21 protein-coding genes and 1 tRNA gene are annotated in these 20,729 nt (G+C 65.7%); 5 read left to right on the forward strand and 17 right to left on the reverse strand.

All coding sequences use genetic code 11. The annotated features are described in order from the left end of the window. Window positions 1-46 precede the first annotated feature (46 nt). The 10 genes from J7643_06880 to rpmG form a co-directional block, all read right to left on the reverse strand. Complete coding sequence (locus J7643_06880; protein ID MBO9540300.1) at window positions 47-496, reverse strand: DUF523 domain-containing protein; 450 nt, start codon at window positions 494-496, stop codon at window positions 47-49. Further along, window positions 493-1,518: a 23S rRNA (adenine(2503)-C(2))-methyltransferase RlmN gene (rlmN, locus tag J7643_06885; GenBank protein ID MBO9540301.1), complete on the reverse strand. Its 1,026-nt coding sequence runs from the start codon at window positions 1,516-1,518 to the stop codon at window positions 493-495. Before rlmN ends, J7643_06880 begins: the two co-directional genes overlap by 4 nt. Before the next feature lie 81 nt (window positions 1,519-1,599). Next, the gene (gene rplL / locus J7643_06890; protein MBO9540302.1) at window positions 1,600-1,986 is read right to left on the reverse strand and encodes a 50S ribosomal protein L7/L12; all 387 of its coding nucleotides are present in this window, start codon (window positions 1,984-1,986) and stop codon (window positions 1,600-1,602) included. 63 nt (window positions 1,987-2,049) lie between these two features. Next, window positions 2,050-2,583: a 50S ribosomal protein L10 gene (rplJ, locus tag J7643_06895; protein ID MBO9540303.1), complete on the reverse strand. Its 534-nt coding sequence runs from the start codon at window positions 2,581-2,583 to the stop codon at window positions 2,050-2,052. 290 nt (window positions 2,584-2,873) lie between these two features. Then, entirely contained in the window at window positions 2,874-3,584 is a 711-nt protein-coding gene (gene rplA / locus J7643_06900; protein ID MBO9540304.1) for a 50S ribosomal protein L1, read from the reverse strand. Between the two features lie 60 nt (window positions 3,585-3,644). Beyond that, window positions 3,645-4,070 carry a 50S ribosomal protein L11 gene (gene rplK / locus J7643_06905; GenBank protein ID MBO9540305.1) on the reverse strand — a complete coding sequence of 142 codons (426 nt, stop codon included), beginning with the start codon at window positions 4,068-4,070 and terminating at the stop codon, window positions 3,645-3,647. Window positions 4,071-4,121: 51 nt separating this feature from the next. Further along, complete coding sequence (gene nusG / locus J7643_06910; GenBank protein ID MBO9540306.1) at window positions 4,122-4,643, reverse strand: transcription termination/antitermination protein NusG; 522 nt, start codon at window positions 4,641-4,643, stop codon at window positions 4,122-4,124. 123 nt (window positions 4,644-4,766) lie between these two features. Beyond that, a complete protein-coding gene (gene secE, locus J7643_06915) occupies window positions 4,767-5,072 on the reverse strand; it encodes a preprotein translocase subunit SecE (GenBank protein ID MBO9540307.1) in 306 nt (101 codons plus the stop codon). Between the two features lie 126 nt (window positions 5,073-5,198). Beyond that, window positions 5,199-5,271 (reverse strand) — tRNA-Trp (locus J7643_06920). 12 nt (window positions 5,272-5,283) lie between these two features. Continuing rightward, window positions 5,284-5,433 (reverse strand): 50S ribosomal protein L33, encoded by a 150-nt coding sequence (gene rpmG / locus J7643_06925; protein MBO9540308.1) that lies wholly within the window; start codon window positions 5,431-5,433, stop codon window positions 5,284-5,286. Between the two features lie 260 nt (window positions 5,434-5,693). On the opposite strand from rpmG, the gene J7643_06930 reads away from it, so the two are divergent. From J7643_06930 to J7643_06950, 5 genes are all read left to right on the forward strand, one after another. Further along, a complete protein-coding gene (locus tag J7643_06930) occupies window positions 5,694-6,620 on the forward strand; it encodes a glycosyltransferase (GenBank protein ID MBO9540309.1) in 927 nt (308 codons plus the stop codon). A gap of 495 nt (window positions 6,621-7,115) precedes the next feature. Further along, window positions 7,116-7,574: an S-adenosylmethionine decarboxylase gene (locus J7643_06935; protein MBO9540310.1), complete on the forward strand. Its 459-nt coding sequence runs from the start codon at window positions 7,116-7,118 to the stop codon at window positions 7,572-7,574. A 195-nt stretch (window positions 7,575-7,769) separates the two neighbouring features. Continuing rightward, window positions 7,770-8,528 (forward strand): hypothetical protein, encoded by a 759-nt coding sequence (locus J7643_06940; GenBank protein ID MBO9540311.1) that lies wholly within the window; start codon window positions 7,770-7,772, stop codon window positions 8,526-8,528. 10 nt (window positions 8,529-8,538) lie between these two features. Beyond that, window positions 8,539-9,474 carry a hypothetical protein gene (locus J7643_06945; protein ID MBO9540312.1) on the forward strand — a complete coding sequence of 312 codons (936 nt, stop codon included), beginning with the start codon at window positions 8,539-8,541 and terminating at the stop codon, window positions 9,472-9,474. Between the two features lie 115 nt (window positions 9,475-9,589). After that, window positions 9,590-10,636, forward strand: a complete 1,047-nt coding sequence (locus J7643_06950) for a UTP--glucose-1-phosphate uridylyltransferase (protein MBO9540313.1) — start codon at window positions 9,590-9,592, stop codon at window positions 10,634-10,636. 52 nt (window positions 10,637-10,688) lie between these two features. Here J7643_06950 and miaB read toward each other — a convergent pair whose 3' ends face one another. The 7 genes from miaB to J7643_06985 form a co-directional block, all read right to left on the reverse strand. Beyond that, window positions 10,689-12,062 carry a tRNA (N6-isopentenyl adenosine(37)-C2)-methylthiotransferase MiaB gene (gene miaB / locus J7643_06955; GenBank protein ID MBO9540314.1) on the reverse strand — a complete coding sequence of 458 codons (1,374 nt, stop codon included), beginning with the start codon at window positions 12,060-12,062 and terminating at the stop codon, window positions 10,689-10,691. A 78-nt stretch (window positions 12,063-12,140) separates the two neighbouring features. Beyond that, complete coding sequence (gene mtnA, locus J7643_06960; GenBank protein MBO9540315.1) at window positions 12,141-13,193, reverse strand: S-methyl-5-thioribose-1-phosphate isomerase; 1,053 nt, start codon at window positions 13,191-13,193, stop codon at window positions 12,141-12,143. 91 nt (window positions 13,194-13,284) lie between these two features. Next, window positions 13,285-14,547, reverse strand: coding sequence for a Glu/Leu/Phe/Val dehydrogenase (locus tag J7643_06965; GenBank protein ID MBO9540316.1), 1,263 nt, complete (start codon window positions 14,545-14,547; stop codon window positions 13,285-13,287). Between the two features lie 113 nt (window positions 14,548-14,660). Beyond that, window positions 14,661-15,509 carry a 3-methyl-2-oxobutanoate hydroxymethyltransferase gene (panB, locus tag J7643_06970; protein MBO9540317.1) on the reverse strand — a complete coding sequence of 283 codons (849 nt, stop codon included), beginning with the start codon at window positions 15,507-15,509 and terminating at the stop codon, window positions 14,661-14,663. Between the two features lie 69 nt (window positions 15,510-15,578). Beyond that, a complete protein-coding gene (locus J7643_06975; GenBank protein ID MBO9540318.1) occupies window positions 15,579-16,529 on the reverse strand; it encodes a hypothetical protein in 951 nt (316 codons plus the stop codon). Then, a complete protein-coding gene (locus J7643_06980; GenBank protein ID MBO9540319.1) occupies window positions 16,526-17,068 on the reverse strand; it encodes a hypothetical protein in 543 nt (180 codons plus the stop codon). The genes J7643_06975 and J7643_06980 overlap by 4 nt, the downstream gene beginning before the upstream one ends. Next, on the reverse strand, window positions 17,065-20,727 hold the full coding sequence (locus tag J7643_06985; GenBank protein MBO9540320.1) for an IPT/TIG domain-containing protein: 3,663 nt from the start codon (window positions 20,725-20,727) through the stop codon (window positions 17,065-17,067). Before J7643_06985 ends, J7643_06980 begins: the two co-directional genes overlap by 4 nt. Between the last annotated feature and the right edge of the window lie 2 nt (window positions 20,728-20,729).

A 20,729-nucleotide genomic window follows, 5' to 3' on the forward strand; every position in this document is an offset into this window, starting at 1 on the left:
CGGCGCATCATTCGGAAGGCTTACTTATGGTCTGGCTAAGAGTTGGTTAAGGGATGGTCGTCTCGTCGGTGACGTGGAGGCCCATGGCGCTGAGCAGGGCGGCGGTCACTCCCTGACCCGGGATGACGCATCCGGTGAAGGTGCCGTCGTAGACGGTGCTGCACCCACACGAAGGGCTCCGCGCCTTGAGGATCGCGCGCTCGACGCCGTGTTGCTCGGCGATGCGCGCGGCCGCCCGGGCGCCTTCAAGGAAGGCCTCGGTGACGTCGGTGCCGTCCTCGCGCACGATCCGGGCCTCGCCCCGCAGCACGGCTGCACCGTCGCCGCCCACCAACTCCGCGGGCGGCCGAGGGGTGGGGAGGCCGCCGAGCTCCTCGGGGCAGACGGGGATCGCCTCGCCCTTCTCGACGAGGGTCGTAAGCTCGGGGTACTGCGCGAAGCCGCCCCCGTCATAGCGACACTTGGTGCCGGTCAGGCAAGCACTGATCAGGATCATTTGGCCCTCGGCTGAGTCTCGGCCTGCAACTGGCCGCACGCTGCGGCGATGTCGCGGCCCATGGGCTGGCGGACCGTGGTGGGGATGCCGTGGCCCGAGAGGATGGCCTGGAAGGCGCGGACCCGCTCGTCTGCCGAGCCCTGGAGCGCCGTGTCCGGGGTGGTGTTGTAGGGGATGAGGTTCACGTGATAGTCGCCCAGGCGCATCAAGGCGGCGAGGGCCTCGGCCTCGGCGTCGCCGTCGTTGACCCCTTCGAGCATCAGGTACTCGAAGAAGATGCGGCGCCCGGTCTCGGCGGCATAGTCGGCACATGCGCTCATCAGCTCGTCGAGCGCATAGCGCTCGTTGACGGGCATCAGGGGGGTGCGGATCGCATCGGTCGGGGCGTGCAGCGAAACCGCGAGGTTCACCGAGAGGGGCTCGCGGGCGAACTTGCGGATCTCGGGCACGAGGCCCACGGTCGAGACGGTGACGTGGCGCTTGGCGAGGCTCATTCCACTCTGGTCGCAGAGCATGGCGATCGCATCGCGCACCGCGGCGTAGTTGTGGAAGGGCTCGCCCATTCCCATGAACACGATGTTGGTGACCTTCTCGCCCCGCTGCGCCAGGTGTCGCGCGAAGAACAGGACCTGGTCCAGGATCTCGCTCGGGGTGAGGTGGCGGCTGAAGCCTGCCTGCCCTGTGGCGCAGAAGGCGCAGCGGTAGGCGCAGCCCGCCTGGCTCGACACGCAGACCGTGTTGCGCCGGCCGTGGTGCTGCATGAGCACCGTCTCGATCTCGAAGCCGTCGTGCAGCTTCAAGAGGGCCTTGATCGTCTGGCCGTCTTCCGCCTCTTGGACCGTGACCGGCGTGAGGGGTGAGAACGGGTCCGAGGCGGCCTCGCGGGTCAGCGCGCGGTAGAGCGCGCGGCCCTCGGAAGGGCGCATGCCGTGGGCTTCGAGGAGCGCCTCGAAGCCGTCGAGGCCGGCGCGTCTCGCCTTGTCGTGCAGGTAGCGGTTCCAGGGTGCTTCAGCGCTCATCATTCGCCCATTGTAGCAGGCTCGAATCAAAAGGCGACGCCCCCCGACACAGGTCGGGGGGCGTCGTAACCGGGAAGGTGCGAACTACTTGATCGCGACCTTGGCGCCAGCGGCCTCGAGCTTGGCCTTGAGGCCTTCGGCCTCTTCCTTCTTGGCCTTCTCCTTGATGGCCTTGGGAGCGCCATCGACGAGGTCCTTGGCTTCCTTCAGGCCGAGGCCGGTGGCCTCACGGACGACCTTGAGGACTTCGATCTTCTTGTCGCCAGCCGACTCGAGGATGACGTCGAACTCGGTCTTCTCTTCGGCAGCGGCGCCGGCGCCAGCGCCGGGGGCCATCATCATCATGCCGCCCATCGCGGGGGCAGCCGACACGCCGAAGGTGTCTTCGATCATCTTGACGAGGTCGGCAACTTCGAGGAGCGACTTCTCCTTGATGGCGTCGACGATCTGTTCGTTGGTAAGAGTGGCCATTTACGTGTTCTCCTTTAAATGCAGGCCGGTCTAACCGGCACTAACAACTGAATCGTGGAAGTCTTAAGCGCTTTCCTTCTCGCGACGCACCGCATCGAGGGCGTACACGAGGTTGCGGGCGCCACCCGACAGCGCGGAGGCGAGCTTCTGAGCGGGGCTCTGGAGGCTGCCGAGCAGGCGGCCGAGAAGCACTTCCTTGCTGGGCATGTTGGCCAGATCCTTGACCTCGTTGGCGCTGAGGGCGTTACCCTCCATCACGCCGCCGCGGATCTTGATCTCGACCTTGCGCTTCTCCTTGGCGAAGTCGCTGACGACCTTGGCAGCCGCCACGGCGTCGTCGAAACCGATCGCAAGCGCGGTAGGACCGGCGAGGAAAGGCTCCATGGCCTTCCAGCTGTCCATGTCGCGGGTGACCAGATCGATCAGGGTGTTCTTCGAGACCGTCAGGTCGCCGCCGACCTTCTGGAGGCGACGACGCAGGTCGGTCAGCTCCTTAACGGTCAGGCCGCGGTAATCGGTGACGATGGCCACCTGGGCGCGGTCGAAGATCTCGCGCAGCTCGGCAACGGTCTGCTGCTTCTTCTCTTTCGTAGGCATTTAGTATTCACCTCCTCCGGTGAGAGCTTCAATCATCAATCGAGCCGGACTCCCGCCGCAAGGTGGCAGGAGTCCGGCGATCGGGGTCCCTATTCGGGAAACTTTCGCTCGAAGCTCTTCCGCTACCTCGGCAGGGATACTTTTAAATCGGCGGGGCCGATCCCTGCTGTCTTGGGCGTGGGGAACACGTCTCGATTCAATTGTAGGACCAGTATAACCCATCAATCGGGTTAAGACAAGATGAAGGGGCGAGAAATTTTCTCGCCCCTTCATCTTGTTGGTTTGGCTGACTACGCCTTGGGGGCGAGGTCGTTGAGCTTGGCGGTGTCGATCTTGAGACCGGGGCCCATGGTCGAGGTCACGTAGACGCTCTTGACATAGGTGCCCTTCGCCGCGGCGGGCTTGGCCTTGTTGATCGCATCGACCAGGGCGGCGTAGTTCTTGCCGAGATCCTCGGGGCTGAACGAGGCCTTGCCCACGGGAACGTGGACGACACCCTGCTTGTCGGCGCGGAACTCGACCTTACCGGCCTTGAACTCCTTGACCGCCTTGCCGATCTCGAAGGTGACCGTGCCGGCCTTGGGCGAGGGCATCAGGCCGCGGGGGCCGAGCACCTTACCGACGCGACCGAGCGCACCCATGATGTCAGGGGTGGCGATCAGGAGGTCGAACTCCATCCAGCCTTCCTGGATCTTGGGGATCAGCTCTTCGCCGCCGACCACGTCGGCGCCAGCCGCTTCAGCTTCCTTGATCTTGTCGCCCTTGGCGATGACCGCCACGCGGACGGTCTTGCCGGTGCCGGCGGGCAGGACGACCGTCGAGCGGACCTGCTGATCGGCGTGCTTGACGTTGATGCCGAGGCGCAGGTGCACTTCGACCGTCTCGTCGAACTTCGCGGTCGCGAACTTCTTGGTCAGCTCGATCGCTTCCAAGGGCCCGTAGGTCTTGGCGAGGTCGAGGCCTTCGTAGATCGCCTTCTGGCGCTTGCTAAGCTTAGCCATTTTTTCCTCCTGTGGTGCAGACGGGGGATTCGCTCCCCCTCCCACGTAGATGAGTAGGGGTTACTGCTGGACGGTGACGCCGAGAGAGACGGCGGTACCCTCGACCATCTTCATGGCCGACTCGATGCTGGTGCAGTTGAGGTCGGGCATCTTGATCTGGGCGATCTCGCGGATCTGATCCATCGTGATCGAGCCGACCTTCTCCTTGTTGGGAGTGCCGGAGCCCTTCTCGGCGCCAGCGGCCTTCAGGACCAGCTGCGAGGTCGGGGGGGTCTTGAGGACGAACGTGTAGGAACGATCCTCGTAAACCGTGATTTCAACCGGGATGATCTGCCCGGCCTTGTCCGCGGTCTGCGCGTTGTAGTTCTTACAGAAGTCCATGATGTTGACGCCGTGCTGACCCAGCGCCGGACCCACGGGGGGAGCCGGATTCGCCTTACCAGCGGGCAGGGCCAACTTGATCAGCCCGGTAACCTTCTTCGCCATTGTGTTTTCACCTCCTTGTAAGCAGCCGGGGGGAGGCCCCCGGCCACCGAACTAGACTTTTTGAACCTGCGCGAACTCGAGCTCGACCGGCGTGGGACGGCCGAAGATCGAGACCGACACCTTGACCTTGCCCTTCTCGGCGTTGACTTCGATGATGTCGCCCGAGAAGTCGGCGAAGGGGCCGGCGATGACCTTGACGTGCTCGCCGACGTGCAGGTCGATCTGAATCTTGGCCTTGGTCGCGGCGCGCTTGAAGATCTTGCGCACTTCGCGGTCGGAAAGGGGGGTGGGCTTGGTGGTGGAGCCCACGAACGACGTCACGCCGGGGGTGTTGCGCACCACGTGCCAGGAAGCCTCGTCCATGTCCATCTCGACCAGAACGTAGCCGGGGAAGACCTTGCGGGGCTTCTCCACGCGCTTGCCTTCCTTGATCTCGACCACCGTCTCCTCGGGGACTTCGACGTGGAAGATTCGGTCGGTCATGCCCATCGATTCCGAGCGGCGCAGGATGTTCTCCCGGACCTTGTCCTCGTAACCCGAATAGGTGTTAACGACATACCACTTTCTGCTCATGCGTCCTCGTCTATGTAAGGGGTCTGGTCAGTCGGCGCGAGCTTGGGGCGCTCGAAGAAACTGTTCCATCTAGCCGCCCCCGGCGGCCAATGACCGTAACATGCCTGGTTTCTTCGGGTGCTTCTAGACCAGGAACCGGTTTGAAATGAGCGCGAAGATCCAATCGAACAAGGTGATGAGCGTGGTCAGAACCACCACGAAGATCAGCACGATGATCGTCTCGTTGAAGACCATGCGGCGCGTGGGCCAGCTGATCTTCTGGAACTCGCTGCGAACGTCGCCGAGGTAGCTCTGCGCGCCCTTGGCCCAGCCGAAGGCCGGGACCCCCATCCCACCCTTGAGGGAAAGGGAGGCGTCGCGCTCTTCGGTTTCGTTGGCTGCGTTCTCTTCTTGCCCACCCTCGAGGGAGGTCTTGTTCGTATCGGACAACGGATTACTCTCTTCCTTCGAGAAGCCCTTAGGGCTTCCGAAACCAGACGGCCCACCCCCGAGGTGCCCAGAATCCTGGGTGCCTGCCAGGCGTGGACCGTGCGGTCTTTGGTATCAGAAGCGAGGCGCGACCTGTAGGACTCGAACCCACGACATGCGGTTTTGGAGACCGCCGTTCTACCAACTGAACTAAGGTCGCACGGACCGCGCGCTACTTGGTCTCGCGGTGCGGGTGCACCGTGCGGCAGCGCTTGCAGTACTTCTTGAGCTCGACCCGATCCGGATCGTTCTTCTTGTTCTTCATCGTGGTGTAGTTGCGCTCCTTGCACTCGGTGCAAGCCAGCGTGATGATGACGCGCATAGTTCCAGGTCTCTCCTATGAATGACACCAGTCGGGCGCCATTAAGGTTTCTTAAACTAGTCTTTAACAGTCCGAAACGGATTGCAGATTTGAAACTTACCACAACGAAGGGTTGGTGTCAAACGCCACGTGTTTCGCGCTGTGAGGTGGATGAACCACAGTGTAGCAGGAAATTGCCTAACCAGACAAGCTTTGCCTGCGCGCTTGTCGCAAAATCCGCTCGCACGGTAGACTTGAGAGGATCTTGGAGGGCCCGTTCAATGTCGTTTCCCCAGCTCAGCGTGGTGGTGACCACCTACAATCGCGTCGCGATCCTCGAGAAGGCTCTGCGCGCTCTCCTCGACCAAAGAACCGATTTTTCGTACGAGGTCCTGGTGGTGGACGACGGCTCCACCGACGGCACTCCCGATTTGATCGCCGCCCTGAGCCTCGACCATCCACACCTGCGGTGCGTGGCCCAGCCCAACCAGGGCCGGGCGCGGGCCCGTAATACCGGTATCCGCGAGGCGAAGGGGGAGTACCTCTGCTACGTGGATTCGGACGTGGTGGTGGTGCCGACCTTCGTTCAGGCCCACATGGAGGCGCACCGCGTCGCGCGCGAGAAGCGCCCCGGGCGCGAGGTGTTCGTGCAGGGCCACTCGGTCAACGTGGACGACTTCGAGCGCCTGACCGAGGCCAAGGTGCCGCCCTTCGATCCCTCCCGCGCCTTCTTCGATACCAAGAACATCTCCATCCGCCGCGCGCTCCTGGAAGAGGTGGGCGGCTTCGACACGGGCTTCGTGGAGTACGGCTGGGAGGATCTGGAGATTGGCGTGCGCCTCAAGGCCAAGGGGGTCGGGATCGTCCGCTCGAACGAGGCCCTGGGCTTCCATTATCACCCGGCCTTCACGGTGGCGGACTTGCCCAAGCTTCGCCGGATCGAGGAGGAGCGCGGGCGGATGGCGGCGCGCTTCCTGGCCATGCACCCGACCCTGGATGTTCGCTTGATGACCCAGGACACCTGGTTCCACGAGGGCTTGAACGCCATCCTGACCTGGGGTGGGCTCTTGAACGAGCGATCGCTGCGCCCTCTCTTCGAGGCCCTCGAGCGCGCGGGATATACGGGCGTTGCGGCTCAGCTCGCGCAGATCGTCCTGAACCAGTACAACCTGCGCGAGCTGCGCACGGCCCTGCGCAACAATCCTTAAAGCCGAACGACGCAAGTTGCGCCGGTCCAGCCCGATAGACAGGTGCGGGCGATACCCTCGCTTGCTGTACTTTCTCAACCGAACAGCACAGGAACGAACCGGGTGTCGGTGCGCTCCGACACTGATTTCTGATTGGTACATATTTCTTTAAGCCTTCTTTGGCTCTCGCTTTGCCCAAGGGGGCTGACTTCAAACCAAAGTGTGGTAGTATTTTTCCCCTGATCGGTCCCCTGCCGAAGCCGGCCCTGCCGGGATTGACAGAGGGCCTTTAAACTTGATTTAATAATCCCCTCGCCGCGCTCAACGGCTCGGCGAAACCCTGGCGACGAGGCTATTACAGGCCGTTTTTGACCCCTCGGGGTCGCGACCTAGACCTCATCGCCTTACCGCTGCGACGGACCTCCCCTATGCTGGTCTGTCGTTTTTTTGGCCGCAGGTCGATTCGGACGTAGCGGTAGGCCGGACGACCACCCCGATTTAGGAGGGCTGCTTGAATTGGAACGTACTGCTCGCGGAGTCTATGGCCCGCACCTGACGCTCGACGCCTACGGATGCGACCCGGAAAAGCTCGCTAACTTTAGCCTTGTCTACGCTTGGCTGAAGGAGCTCCCCGCTAAGCTCGGTATGGAAGTGTTGTTTCCCCCTTACTGTCACGACTACGTCAACGAGAATCCGCTTGAGAGCGGCGTGACGGGTCTGGTTGGCCTCACGACCAGCCACTGCAGTATCCACACCTATCCTTACATGCATTGCCAGGACGACCCGAGCTTGGTCGGTATCGCATTTGTGGACGTGTTCAGTTGCTTGCCCTTCGACACGGATCTCGTGGTCGAGGACTTCAAGGCGACGTTCGGCGGGACCGATTTCCGCGTGAACATCGTCGAGCGCGGCGATCGTTTCCCGATCAACCGCGAGCACAAGGCCACCATCGTCCGTCAGACGGCGCTGGTCTAACACAGCCAATTCAAGCAGGGCCCCGCTTCGGCGGGGCCCTGTTTGCTTGTTTCCACGAGGGTAGCTCGCCACCTCCGTCGCCGGAAGCTCGTTCAATCGAGCCGTGGGATCCCCTGACTGCCTCAGCTATCCTGGGCGCAACGATTCCCCACCCACGGCCGTTCACCTTCACGTTCGGCCTCACGGAGGACCTCCATGCTGCGCACGGAACGCCTCGGCTTCCGGCTCGCGGTTCTGCTGGCGTGCACGATGCTGGCCGGCTGCGACGCCCTCGGCAACTTCATCCCCGGCATGAGCGGTTACAAGACGGCACCCTCGGGTGGCAAGACCACCCTCTTGACCTTCGAGACTCCCTCGATGCCCTTCGAGAACGCGGCCAAGGGCGAGGCCACGGGCTTCGCCGCAGGCAACTGGGCCGTGGTGGACGGCAAGCTCCAGCAGACCCAGGGAGCCACCGACAACCTCGCCAACCACCTCAAGTACACCGGCGACGCCTTCGGAGATCAGGGCGGCAAGGCCGGCCTCGCCTACCGCGTCAGCGTGGATTGCACGGTCGCCAAGGAGGCGGATTCACCGGCGGTCCACGGGTACCCGGTGGGCGTGCTCGCCATGATGCCCTACTACAAGGATCCCACCCACTACGTGATGCTCGTAGCGGACAAGCAGAACCTCTCGTGCTGGGTGGTCAACGGCCAGCGCCCCGCGGGCAGCGAGTGGCCCGCTGACGCCAGGATCTGGGACGAGTGGCTCGCCGAGCCTTTGGATGCGAAGGCCTCGGTGCGCTGGGGGGCCGAGGTGGATGTGGACAAGAATGAGCTCGTCATCTACGTGAACGACCAGAAGAAGGCCACTCGGAAAGTGCCCATGATCAACCGCGACCCTCACTGGATCGCGCTGGGCGCCAACGGCAACTACGCTCAGTTCGACAATTTCAAGATTGTCTGGACCAAGTAGGAGGGGCCTCATGAAGACGCGTATCCTCTGGTCGTCGCTGATCCTGGTGGCGATCGCCGCCTGCTCCAAGGGCGGCGACGGGAATGGCCCCATCAGCCCCAATAAGACGGCCCCGGAAGGACCCCCCAAGGAGTTCTTGGGCGAGCCCCAGGAATTTCCCGCGGGTCCCGCGGCCGACGGGGCGACCTTGGTCGAGCGGGTGGACTTCCAGACTGCGGACGTGCCCTTCCGGGACGCGGTCTCCCAGGCGGCCATGGCCTCGGGCAGCTTCGCTCCGGGCAAGTGGACGAGCGGCAACGGGGTCTACGTCCAGGAGGAGCCCGGCAGCAACACCCGCCTTTCGATCAGGCGCTACACGGGCAACATGGGCACCCGCTACCGGGCCGAGGTGACGGGCTGGGTCTACCGGGCCTTCGTCGCCGACCCGAGCAAGGACCAGGGTGTGGTCATCCTGATGCCCTTCTACAAGGACGAGACCCACTATGTCATCTGCTCGGCGAGCCCCAACGTGGCCGAGGCCTGGGTCTGCAACGGGCAGATGCCCGGCGGCTCGTGGCCGACCAGCAACAAGCTGTGGGGCCAGATGATCGCGCCGGCGCGCACGGTGGGCAGCGCCTTCACCTGGACTTGCGACGTGGACACCACCGCGAATTCCATGACCATCTACCTCAATGGGGACAAGAAGGCGACCGTCACCTCGCCCTTGATCGATGGAGCAGGCACGGTCGCGCTCGCCTCCAACGGGGCCCAGGTCAAGTACGCGGGCTTCAAGCTCTACAGCCTCGCGGGCGGGACCGCGGCTGAGCCGCCGGCCCCTGGGACCGCCCGGCCTAATGTCCCGGCGCCGGTTCCGGGCGCGCGGCCCAACGCTCCGGCGCCCCGCGCGCCGCAACCGCCGGCACCGCGAGCGCCTCAGCCGCCTGCCGAGCCTGTGGAGGACCGCTAGCATTTCCTCATGTGGTATCATCACTAGGGGATGGCCCGGATGCCGCGCATGGCGGCGGCCGGGCCATCGTTGACCATCACGGCCTTTCGAGGATGAGGGGCCCAGGAGAGGATCGATGGAGCAGCAATTCGAGCATCTGGTCTCGCGGTATCGCTCGGGCGAGTGGACTGCGCGGAGCAACAGCCTGAAGGCCGTCGTCGAGCCGCCCGCCCCCGGAGACATCCAGCGCCTGCCCGAACGGGGCAGCGCCGAGTACCGGGCCCTAGAGGCGCTCGGTCGCGAGGCCATCGAGGCGGGAGCCGTCGGGGCGCTGATCCTTGCAGGCGGCATGGCGACCCGCTTCAACTGGGAGCGGCCCAAGGGGGTCTACCCCATCCTCGACGGGGCGAGCTTCCTGGAGCTCAAGATCCGCTGGATTCGCGAGCAGTCGCCGACCTTGCCGATCTTCATCATGACGAGCTTCCACACCCACGAGGCGATCGCCGAGCACCTGGAGGCGCATTCCTACTTCGGCTCGGACCCCTCGCGGATCCACCTGTTCCGCCAGTACCGCTTCCCGCGCCTCTGCCCGGATGGGACCTTCTTCAGGTCGGCCGACGGCACCGAGGACCATGCGGCCCCCGGTCACGGGGACTTCGTGGCGGCTCTCAACGAGACAGGGCTGCTCCAGCGCTTCATGGCCGAGGGCGGTCGTTATCTGCTCTTCTCCAACGTGGACAACCTGGGGGCGTCCATCGACCCGGCGATCATCGGCTGCCACATTCAGGCGAACCGCCCCATGACGGTCGAGGTCGCCGCCAAGCTGCCCGGCGACAAGGGCGGGGCCCCGGCGCGGGTGAACGGTCGCATGCAGCTGGTCGAGGGCTTCGCCTTCCCTGCCGATTTCAATCAGGACCTGATCCCGGTCTTCAATACCGCGACCTACGTCTTCACCGCGGAGGCCCTTGCGCAGGCCATCGACTTGCCCTGGTACGTGGTCGAGAAGAAGGTCCACGGGGCGCCGGTGATCCAGTTCGAGCACCTGGCGGGCGATCTGACCTGCTCCCTGGAGGCCCTCTTCCTCGAGATCGAGCGCGACGAGCGCTTCATCCCGGTCAAGAGCCAGGACGAGGTGCCAGCGGCCCAGGAGCTGATCCGGCGCAAGCGCGCAGTGCTCGCCTAGTCTATCGCCAAAAAAGGGGGCGGCCGAAAGGCCGCCCCCTTTTTGAATTTTTCTACGCCATCTGCAGCGGCACGATCGACTTGACGATCTCGCCACGCAAGGTGAAGGGCCGGGCCTCGGTGACTTCGACCTTGACGATCTGGCCTTCGAGCGAGGCATCGCCCGGGAAGTAGCAGATCTTGTTGCCGCGGGTGCGGCCCTGGAAGACCTCGGGGTTCTTGGAGCTGGGGCCTTCGACCAGGACCTCCTGGATGGTGCCCACCAAGCGGCGGTTGCGGCGGTAGGAGACCTCGGCAACCTTGTCGTTGAGGCGCTGGAGGCGATCGGCCTTCACGTCCTCGCTGAGCTGGTCGTCACGCTTGCCCGCGGGGGTCCACTGGCGGATCGAGTAGCTCGCGGTGTTGTTGGAGTCGAACTCGACCGCCTCGACCACCGCCAGGGTCTCCAGGAACTCCTCTTCGGTCTCGCCGGGGAAGCCGACGATGAGGTCGCCCGAGATGACGGCGTCGGGGATGTGCTTGCGGATGAGCTCCACCTTCTCCATGTACTGGGCGACGGTGTAGAGGCGCTTCATCTCGGCGAGGACCTTGTCGGAGCCCGCCTGGATGGGGAAGTGGAAGTACTCCATCACGTTGGGTAGCTCGGCGACGGTCTTGACCAGCTCCTCGGTCATGTCGAGGGGGTGCGAGGTGATGAAGCGGATCCGCTCGACGCCGGGGATGGCCGAGAGGCGGCGCAGCAGGGCGGCAAGCGTCGTCTTCTCGTCGCCGGCAAGCTCCATGCCGTAGCGATCGACCGTCTGGCCGAGCAGGGTGAATTCCTTGAAGCCCTCGGCGATCAGCTCGCGGACTTCCTTCTCGATGGCGTCGGGTTTGCGGCTCTGGTAGGGCCCGCGGGTGTAGGGCACGATGCAGTAGGTGCAGAAGTAGCTGCAGCCGTAGATGATGGGCACCCAGGCGTGGTACTTGCCCTCGCGGACGGTGGGCATGTCGTCGGGGATGGGGGCCTTGAGGTTGCCGATCCGGGTGATGGGGCCCTTGACCCGGGCTTCTTCGAGCAACTCGGGCAACTCGTGGAAGTTGTGGGTGCCGACCACCACGTCCACCGAGGGGACGCGGGCGCGGATCTTGTCCTTCTCCTGCTGGGCGACGCAGCCCATGACGGCGATCTGGACGTCGGGGTTGTCCCGCTTGCGCTCCTTCCAGACCCCGAGCAGGCTGAAGAGCTTGTCCTCGGCCTTTTCGCGGATCGAGCAGGTATTGGCGATGAGCAGGTCCGCCTCGGCCTCGTCGTCGGTCAGCCGGTAACCCTCGGCGGCGAGCATGCCGAGCACCTTCTCGGAGTCAGAGATGTTCATCTGACAGCCGTGCGTCTTGATGTAGACGTGCTTGGTGGCAGTCGATTCCGGGGTTTCGGCGAGGCTCATGGCGGCGCTTTCCTCTCAGTACGGGGTGATCCGACTCATGATTGTAGCATGGTCGCCTGAAGGCTTACCGCCTCGCCTTCAGGCCTCGGCCTCGACGCCCATGAGCTGCGCGATCGCCCGTTCGTAGGGTGCTCTGAGGATGCCGCGCTCGGTGATGATCCCCCGGATCAGGTGCTGAGGCGTGACGTCGAAGCTGGGGTTCGCCACCCGCACCCCCTCGGGGGCGATGCGCCGGCCGTCGATCTCGGTGACCTCGCGCGGGTCCCGGTCCTCGATGGGGATCTCGGCGCCGGTCGGCGTCGCGGGATCGATGGTCGAGGTGGGGGCGGCGATGTAGAAGGGGATACCGTGGGCCTGGGCGAGCACCGCGAGGCCGTAGGTGCCGATCTTGTTGGCGGTGTCGCCGTTGGCGGCGATCCGGTCGGCGCCGGTGACGATCAGATCGACCTGCCCGCGCTGCATGAAGTGGGCGGCCATGTTGTCGGAGATGAGGGTGAAGGGGATCCCGAGCCGGTCGAGCTCCCAGGCGTTGAGGCGGGCGCCCTGCAGGCGCGGGCGGGTCTCGTCGACCCACACGTGGAGCTGCTTGCCCATTTCGTGGGCAGCCCGGATCACCCCGACGGCCGTCCCGTAATCGACGGTGGCGAGCGCGCCGGTCGAGCAGTGAGTGAGCACGTTCATCCCGTCGTGGATGAGGGTCGCGCCGTGCTGGCCGATGGCGCGGTTGATCGCCTCGTCCTCGCGGGCCATCACCTGGGCTTCGAGCACCAAGTAGTTGACGAGCTCGTGGACGCCGATGTGGAGCTTCTCCTCGGCGACGAGGAGCATGCGATCGAGGGCCCAGCCGAGGTTGACCGCGGTGGGGCGGGTGGCGCGCAACTCGCGTGCGGCGTGCCGGATCGCCGTGAGCAGGGAGTTGGTGTCGGTCGCCTGGGCGGCCTGGGCGGCGAGCGCGAGCCCCATGGCCGCGGCCACCCCGATGGCGGGGGCGCCCCGGACCTGCATGGAGGCGATGGCGTGGGCGACGTCCTGATAGGTCTTGCAGGTGACGAGCGCGGTCTCGCCGGGCAGCCGGGTCTGGTCGATCAGGACGACGGCATCCTCGTGCCACTGGACGGTCTTCACGCACAAGCTCCTCTCGAAGGGGACGACCCCCATATTCTACACGCCAAAAGGCCTCCCGGACGGATCCGGGAGGCCAAGGGTTTTTTGCGGCTTCGCCTTAGGGGTAGAGGCCCCGCAGGTCGAGGGCGGCGGCGACGCGGCCGACGCCGATCGAGTAGGCGCCCATGCGGAAGGTGAGGTTACGGGTCTGGACCAGGTTCGCGACCTGGCCGAACGCGCGGACCATGATCTCCTTGAGCTTGGCGTTGACCTCGTCCTCGGTCCAGAAGAGCATGCTCATGCCCTGGACCCACTCGAAGTAGCTCACGACGACGCCGCCGGCGTTGGCGAGGATGTCGGGAACGACCGTGATGCCCTTCTTCTCGAGGATGGCATCCGCGGCGGGGGTGATGGGGCCGTTGGCGGCCTCGACGATGAACTCGGCCTTGACCTTGTCAGCGTTCTTCTCGGTGATGACCGCCTCGAGCGCCGCGGGGATCAGGACGTCCACGTCGAGCAGGAGCAGGTCTTCGTTGCTGATGGGCTGGGCATCGGGGTAGCCGCCGAGGTTGCCGTTGGCCTTGACGTACTTGAGCATCGCAGGGATGTCGAGGCCCGCGGGGTTGTGGTAGCCGCCGGTGACGTCCGAGACCGCGATGACCTTGGCGCCCTGCTGATCGGCGAGCATGGCCGCCGTCGAGCCCACGTTGCCGAAGCCCTGAACGGCCAGGACGCTGCCCTTGAGGGTGCGGCCCTTGTAGCGCAGGAGCTCGTCGGTGATGGTGATGACGCCGCGGCCGGTCGCCTCGAAGCGACCAAGGCTACCGCCGATGGCGATGGGCTTACCCGTGACGACGCCAGGGGCCGCGTAGCCCTTGTTGACGCTCCAGGTGTCCATGATCCAGGCCATCTCGCGGGGGCTGGTGTTGACGTCGGGCGCGGGGATGTCCTTCTGGGGGTCGAAGACCAGCACCATGTCCGCGGCGAAGCGGCGGGTGAGGCGCTCGAGCTCGCCGAGCGAGAGGGACTTGGGATCCACCGTCACGCCGCCCTTGGCGCCGCCGTAAGGCAGGCCGACCAGCGAGCACTTCCAGCTCATGAGCATCGCGAGCGCGGTGACTTCGTCGATGTCCACCGAGGGGTGGAAGCGCAGGCCGCCCTTGTAGGGCCCAAGCGCGTTGTTGTGCTGGACGCGGTAGCCGGCGAACATCTTGGTCGAGCCGTCGTCCATGCGCACGGGGCTGTTGACCTGGACCACGCGGTCCGGGTAGGCCAGCCGTTCGTGCAGCCCCGCATCGAGTCCGAGGATGTCGATGCACTTGGAGAGCTGCATACGCGCCGAGGTGAGCGGCGACGTGTGGGTGGGTTCAGTCACGATCATCGTTGAACGTCCTATCAAAGCGCAGGCAAGCCCTGCGCGGGGGAACGACTCAGGGAAAAAAACAAGCCTGGCGCGCGGCGCAACGCCGTCGTCGCGCCAAAGTTGCCGCCATTCTAAACAATGCCCTCTTGACTGTCAATTGACGTAGTAGCGGCCCTCTCAGCCACGTACGAAGGGCCTTCCGAGAGGAAGCGGCCGGCCTTCACGTCCTGGGCGTAAGCGGCGATCGCCTTGGTGAGGACCTCGTGCACGTTGGCGTAGCGGCGGGCGTGCTTGGGCAGGTGATCCACGTGGAGGCCGACCAGGTCGTGCAGCACCTGGATCTGGCCGTCGCACCCCGCTCCCGCGCCGATCCCGATGGTCGGGATGGAGAGGGCTTCGGTGACGCGGCGCGCCACGGCGTCGGGCACAAGTTCGAGCACGAGCATGGAGGCGCCGGCGGCTTCCACCGCGAGGGCCTGCTCCAGAAGGGCATCGGCGGCTTCGGGGGTCTTGCCCTGGATCTTGAAGCCCCCGAGCTGGTGCAGGTGCTGGGGGGTGAAGCCCAGGTGGGCGACCACCGGGACGCCATGGGCGACCAGGGCTCGGATGGCCTCGAGCTGGGGCGGGTGGCCGCCTTCGAGCTTGATGGCCTGGACCATGGCTTCCTTGAGGAAGCGCCCGCCGTTGCGCACGGCCTCATCGAGGGTGGCGTCTGCCATGAAGGGCATGTCGGCGACGACGAAGGCGCGGTGCGTCCCCCGCGCGACGGCGCGCGCGTGGTGGAGCATCTCATCCATGGTGACCGCGAGGGTGTTGGGGTAGCCGAGCACGACCGGGCCCAGGCTGTCGCCGACCAGGATCAGGTCCACTCCGGACTGGTCCACGGCCATTGCCATGGCGTAGTCGTAGGCGGTCAGGGCGACGATGGGCTCGCGGTTTGCCTTCTTGAGGCGCAGAGAGGCGACCGTGTGGCGCTTGATGAGCAAGGAACCCTCCTTGGAACGGGGCGATCTGGGCTCATTCTACCACGCGGCGCGGCTTTCAGCGGGTCAGTCCACGACCGTGATGGTCGTGTAGGCGGAGATGGCGCCCGAGTACACCCTGATCGCAACCTCTCCCGGCGCCAGGGCCGTGAAGGTCCCCTTGTCGTCAATGCTGCCGACCGTGCTCGGGGCCGGGATTGCCGAGTTGAGCTCGCCAGGGGGGAGCGCCTCCCACCGCGTGAGGGTGGGGTTGGAGACCGCCTGGCCCGAGGTGTCGGTGGCGCTCGGGACCGTGAATTCGTACGTCTCGCCGACGCTGAAAGCCTTGCGCGCGGGGTCGAAGGCGAGGGTCTTCAGGACCCGGAACGTGCCGAGGGCGTTCGAACGGATCCCGTCGGCGAGGGCCATCACCGGCCCAGAGGAGGCGTTCCACGGGACGATTGCTACGATCGCGCCTTCCCTCGCGCGTCCCACCCCCTCGTTTTCCCCGATCGCAAGGCCCACGTAGGGGCTGTCGCCGAAGGCGCCCGCGAGCGTGACCTCGACGCCGGGCCCGCCGTTTGCCGGTTTGAAGGAGGTCAGGACGGGGATGAAATGGGGCGCGAGCGCGAGGGTGACCGAGGTCTTCTGGTTGGCGACGACGTTCACGCCCCGCGCCTCGTTCGAGGCGATGGGGAGGTCGGAAGAGAGGATGGGGTTCGTCCGGAAGGCCTCGGCGACCACCGTGAGGCCCGACGCGGCGTCCAGCGGCAACGTGCCCTGCCCGACGGCCTCTGCGTCGTTTCGTGCGGGGCGCCCGAGGGTCTGCTCGGCGATCTGCCTGCCGTCCTTCAGCACCCGGATTCGGATCGCCTCGGTGCTGAGCGGGATGAGCTGGGTCCGCCGCTCGGGCCAGAGCAGCTTGACGCCGAGGGTTCCCTTGGCAGTTCGAGCGGACGAGGGTGTCTGGACAGGCGAGGCGGCCTGGGGTACCTGGCAGCCCACGAGCACCAGGCAAAGGAGGATCAGGCGCTTCATCGGATGAGGACCTCGAGCTCGGAGAGGGGGGAAACCTTCACCTGGACGTATGCGAAGAGGCTCTCGACGTCGAGGGCCTGGGCCTTGACGTAGTAGATGCCCGGCTGGACGGAGGATGGGACCGAGAGAGTGCCATCACTCGCCATCGAGAGGCCGCTGCCGGCCGGCACGCTCCAGCGGATCGGTCCCTTGCCGCCGTCCGGGAATTGCAGCTCCGCGTGCAGCTTGGCCTGGCTCGGATTCCCCAGGCCCCTCTCGCGATCGACGGGCTCGGGGTATAGCTCGATCCACTTGGGGGTCGTCACGACCTCTCCTTGGGGGGAGACGGTGAGGGCGAGCGAGGGAGAGGGAGTGGGCTCCTTTTCCCCCGTGACGCTGGCGTTGAGGTCGGTGCCGCTGCCGCCGTCGCCTGAGGACGTGGGGATCTTGCCTGCGAGCGGCAGGTCATCGTCCTCCGCAGCACAGCCCGCGAGGGTCGCGAGGCAGAGCCCGACGACGAGGGACCTGAGCACGTTTTGGAAGAGGGGATGCTTCGTCACTGCAGGGTGCTCCGTTCCACGGTGTTCAAGTCGGCTCCGTTCTTGCCGCCGATGGTGTAGCAGTAGTTCCCGATGAAGGCGAAGGCCGGCATGCTCCTTGGCGTCGAGAGCGCGGCGGTGGAGTAGGTCGAAAAGCTGCCGAGCGTCCAGTCCGTGCCGAACGAGATGCGCTCTACGCCCGAAAGCGGTCCGGTTTCGGTGGTGCCGCCGAGGACATAAAGGTAGTTTCCGGCAATGAAACTGGCGTGGCCGCTGCGCGGCGTGATCGGGCTGAGATCGACCATCGAGAAGGCCCCGAGCGTCCCGTCGGCAGCGATCGCGGACTTCTCATTTTGCGTGTCGTCCAGGTCGAGCCGGAGGGTGAAGGCCCCCGTCGCATTATCCGAAAAGCTCGTGGCGCGCGCGACGTAGGTGGTGCCCGCCGCGACGGTGAAACGGATCCGCGAGCTGCTGCCGAGCCCGCCGTCGTCGTCGGAGCTGATGACCGTGCCGGTGCCCCTGTTGATCAACTGGAGGTACGCATCGAAGCTCGCAGCGTGGTTCAGGGTGTGCTGGCTGCCGACGGCAAGGCCCGTGAGCTCGTAGTCTTGGTAGTACTTTCCGGTCCGCGTGGGGTTGATCGGTCCACCCGAGACCAGGTTGCCCGCAACCTTCTGGGTCGAGCGCAGATAGCCGTCGTTCGGGAAGGCACCCGGTACGCCGCTCTCTCCACTCATGACGTACAGGAAACCCCCGAGGACGGTGGCGGTGTGGCCGGATCGTCCCGTGTTCAGGGTGGCGCCCGCGAAGGTGGAGAAGTTGCCGATGGTGCCGTCGGCATTGATGGGGGCGCGCTCCACGGCATCGAGATAGGTACCGTTGTAGCCGCCCACGACGTACAGGTACCCCCCGAGGACGGTGGCGGTATGACCGGCGCGGGCCTGGACGAGGTTGGTCCCCGCGACCGGGGAGAAGCCCGTGAGCGAGCCGTCGGCGTTGATGGTGGCGCGCTCCACGGTGCCGGTGTACGCACTGGCGCCGGTACGGCCGCCGATCACATACAGGTAGTCGCCGATGACGGCGATCGCATGCTGGCTGCGGGCCTGGCTCAGGTTGACGGCCGCGACCCGCGTGAAGGATCCGATGGTCGCATCCGAAGCGACGGTGGCGCGTTCGACGGTGCTCAGGTAGCTCGCCCCGCTCGTGCCCCCCACGAGGTAGAGATAGTTGCGGATGGGGACGGCGGTGTGGCCCGAGCGCGCCGTTTCGAGGGTGATCCCTGGGGACGTCTGTGTCGAAAGGGATCCCGAGCCGATGAGGTGCGCGCGCTCGATCGTGTCGAGATAGCTCGCGCCCTTACTGCCGCCCAGGACGTAGAGGTGGTTGCCGACCACGGCGCACGAGGCCCCGGTGCGGGCGGTGCCGAGGGCGATGCCCGTGACGCTCGCGAAGTTGCCGATGCTGCCGTCAATTGAAATCGTGGCGCGAACCAGGGTATTCATCTCGCCGTCGTTGCTCATGCCGCCGACGACGTAGATGTAGCCCCCGATGACGGCGATCGCGCCGTGGCGGCGCGCCGAGCTGAGCGAGACGCCTGGGACCGTCGCGAAGTCCCCGAGCGCCCCCGAGTCCGGATCGATCGTGGCGCGCTCGACGTTGCTGAGGTAGCTGCCGTTGTAGCCGCCCATGACGTAGAGGTAGTTGCCGACCACCGCGCTGGTGTGGCCCGAGCGGGCGTAGGCAAACCCGTTCACCTGGGCGAAGGGCTTGAGGGTGCCGTCGGGGTTGATCTCGGCGCGCTCGACGTGGTTCAGGTGGTTGCCGTCGTAGCCGCCGAGGATGTAGAGGAAGTTGCCGACCACCGCGCTCGCGTGTTCGCGCCGCCCCTTGGTGAGGGTGACGCTCGCGACCGGTGAGAAGCCGCCGAGGGTGCCGTCGGGGTTGATGGTGGCCCGTTCGACGGTGTTGAGGTAACCGCCGTTGTAGCCCCCGATGACGTAGAGGTGGCTCCCGATGATCGCGGTGGTGTGCCCCCATCGCGCCGTGCCCAGGGTGCCCGCTGCGACGAAGGGGCGAAGCGTCCCGTCGGCGTTGATTTGCGCGCGCTCCAGCGTGTTGAGGGTGCCGCCGGCGTTTTCGCCGCCGATGGCGTAAAGGTAGTCTCCGAGGACGACGCTCGCATGGTGGCGGCGCCCTGTTACGAGCCCGACGCGCCGGCGCGCGTACTCGGCCTGCTCGTCGGTGGAGGTCATCTGCAGGATGCCGAGGGTGCTGCTCACCCGGCGAAAGGGCACGGCGTTGGTCGTCGTCCCTGCCGTCGTGACCGTGAGCGCGCCCGCGGTAGCTCCCGAGGGTACGCTCACCCGCGCCCGGTTCGAGCCGATCTTGGTCGCCGAGGCGGAGCTGCCCCCGGGAAAGTTGACCGTGACGGTCGGGCCGAAGCTGCCCTCGAGGGTGAGGGTGGTGCTCGTGTTGCCGACGCCCGGCGTCAAGGCGTGAAGGGCCGCCTGGTAGCTGTACGAGGTCGCGCTGGTGGCCGATTGCCCGTTGACCGAGACGGCGACGGGACCCGAGTTCGCGCTGGGAGTCCGGATCGTGAGGCTGGTGGCCGTAGCCGCCGTCACGGCGGCCGATACGCCGCCGAGCGTGACCGCGTTGTTGGTGGGGATGCTGCTGAAGCCCGTCCCCGTGATGGTGACGCTGGTCCCCGAGCCGCCCGTGGTGGGCGAGAAGTTCGAGAGCGTCACGGGCACGGTGAAGAGGGGGCCGAGCACGCTCAGGTTGGCGATCTGGACGGTGGTCTGGCCGGAAATGGCCCCCACGGGCACAGTCACGTCGAGCGTGTTGACGTTCAGGGGCGTCACGGTCGTGGTCGCGCCGCCGTTGAAGGTCACGGTGGCGTCGCCGGTAAAGCCGCCGCCCATGAAACGCACGGTCGAGCCCGTCGTGCCGGCGGGCGGGCTGATCTCGGCGACGTTGAGCTTCTGGCCGATTCGCAACCAGGCGTTCTGCCCGGGGCTGAACGCGATGTGGGCGACCGGGTCCTCGTTGTCCGCGAGGATCCCCGAGACGTAGTTGCGCAGCGTAGCGAGCGCGGCGATCGAGATCGTGGCATCCCCCGAAAAGGGGGCGTGGTTTCCGTTCGGGAGGGCGTTGATGTACGGGGTGAAGTCGGCGACCCCCCGGAGGGCTCCGCCGATGGCGAGGGCCGTCGTGGGGACGTTGAGGTAGATCTTGGTGCTGGCGTCGGCGTTCGTTAAGCTGACCCAGCGGTTGTTTGCGTGGTCGAACTTGACGACCGTCCGGATGCGGGCGCCGCTCGTGAAGGGGCTGTTGTCGTTGAGGCCCTTGAAGGCCTCCAGGTAGTAGGTGACCTGAGGGGCTGGTTTGAAGTTCGCCGAGAACTTCAAGGAAAAGGCGCCCGCAGGGTCGGTGACGGTGGTCGAGACCGTTTCGCCGGTGCCGGTATGGATCAAGGAGACGGTCGCCTTCTTGGCCACGTCATCGAGCACCGCCTGGATCCTGGGCATCTCAAGCGACGCCTGGCCCGAAAGGGGCGGGATGGGGCGTGCGACGCTCTCCCCGGCAGGGGCAGAGGCTTCGGTTTCCTGCTGCGGGAAGGAGAGCATGCTCGGCAAGCGGCACCCCGCCACGAGCGAGAGGACCAGCAGAATTGCCATGA

The sequence above is a fragment of the bacterium genome (genome assembly GCA_017744355.1).
In the GTDB taxonomy this organism is placed as follows: Bacteria; Cyanobacteriota; Sericytochromatia; order S15B-MN24; family UBA4093; genus JAGIBK01.

Bases quoted from the DNA above. Each gene is read 5' to 3' on its own strand.
- rplJ (MBO9540303.1), bottom strand. From the start codon at position 2,583: ATGCCTACGAAAGAGAAGAAGCAGCAGACCGTTGCCGAGCTGCGCGAG.
- J7643_06975 (MBO9540318.1), bottom strand. From the start codon at position 16,529: ATGAAGCGCCTGATCCTCCTTTGCCTGGTGCTCGTGGGCTGCCAGGTA.
- rpmG (MBO9540308.1), bottom strand. From the start codon at position 5,433: ATGCGCGTCATCATCACGCTGGCTTGCACCGAGTGCAAGGAGCGCAAC.
- rplK (MBO9540305.1), bottom strand. From the start codon at position 4,070: ATGGCGAAGAAGGTTACCGGGCTGATCAAGTTGGCCCTGCCCGCTGGT.
- J7643_06940 (MBO9540311.1), top strand. From the start codon at position 7,770: ATGCTGCGCACGGAACGCCTCGGCTTCCGGCTCGCGGTTCTGCTGGCG.
- J7643_06945 (MBO9540312.1), top strand. From the start codon at position 8,539: ATGAAGACGCGTATCCTCTGGTCGTCGCTGATCCTGGTGGCGATCGCC.
- J7643_06930 (MBO9540309.1), top strand. From the start codon at position 5,694: ATGTCGTTTCCCCAGCTCAGCGTGGTGGTGACCACCTACAATCGCGTC.
- rplL (MBO9540302.1), bottom strand. From the start codon at position 1,986: ATGGCCACTCTTACCAACGAACAGATCGTCGACGCCATCAAGGAGAAG.
- J7643_06985 (MBO9540320.1), bottom strand. From the start codon at position 20,727: ATGGCAATTCTGCTGGTCCTCTCGCTCGTGGCGGGGTGCCGCTTGCCG.
- miaB (MBO9540314.1), bottom strand. From the start codon at position 12,062: ATGAGCCTCGCCGAAACCCCGGAATCGACTGCCACCAAGCACGTCTAC.
- rlmN (MBO9540301.1), bottom strand. From the start codon at position 1,518: ATGATGAGCGCTGAAGCACCCTGGAACCGCTACCTGCACGACAAGGCG.
- J7643_06965 (MBO9540316.1), bottom strand. From the start codon at position 14,547: ATGATCGTGACTGAACCCACCCACACGTCGCCGCTCACCTCGGCGCGT.
- nusG (MBO9540306.1), bottom strand. From the start codon at position 4,643: ATGAGCAGAAAGTGGTATGTCGTTAACACCTATTCGGGTTACGAGGAC.
- J7643_06880 (MBO9540300.1), bottom strand. From the start codon at position 496: ATGATCCTGATCAGTGCTTGCCTGACCGGCACCAAGTGTCGCTATGAC.
- J7643_06950 (MBO9540313.1), top strand. From the start codon at position 9,590: ATGGAGCAGCAATTCGAGCATCTGGTCTCGCGGTATCGCTCGGGCGAG.
- rplA (MBO9540304.1), bottom strand. From the start codon at position 3,584: ATGGCTAAGCTTAGCAAGCGCCAGAAGGCGATCTACGAAGGCCTCGAC.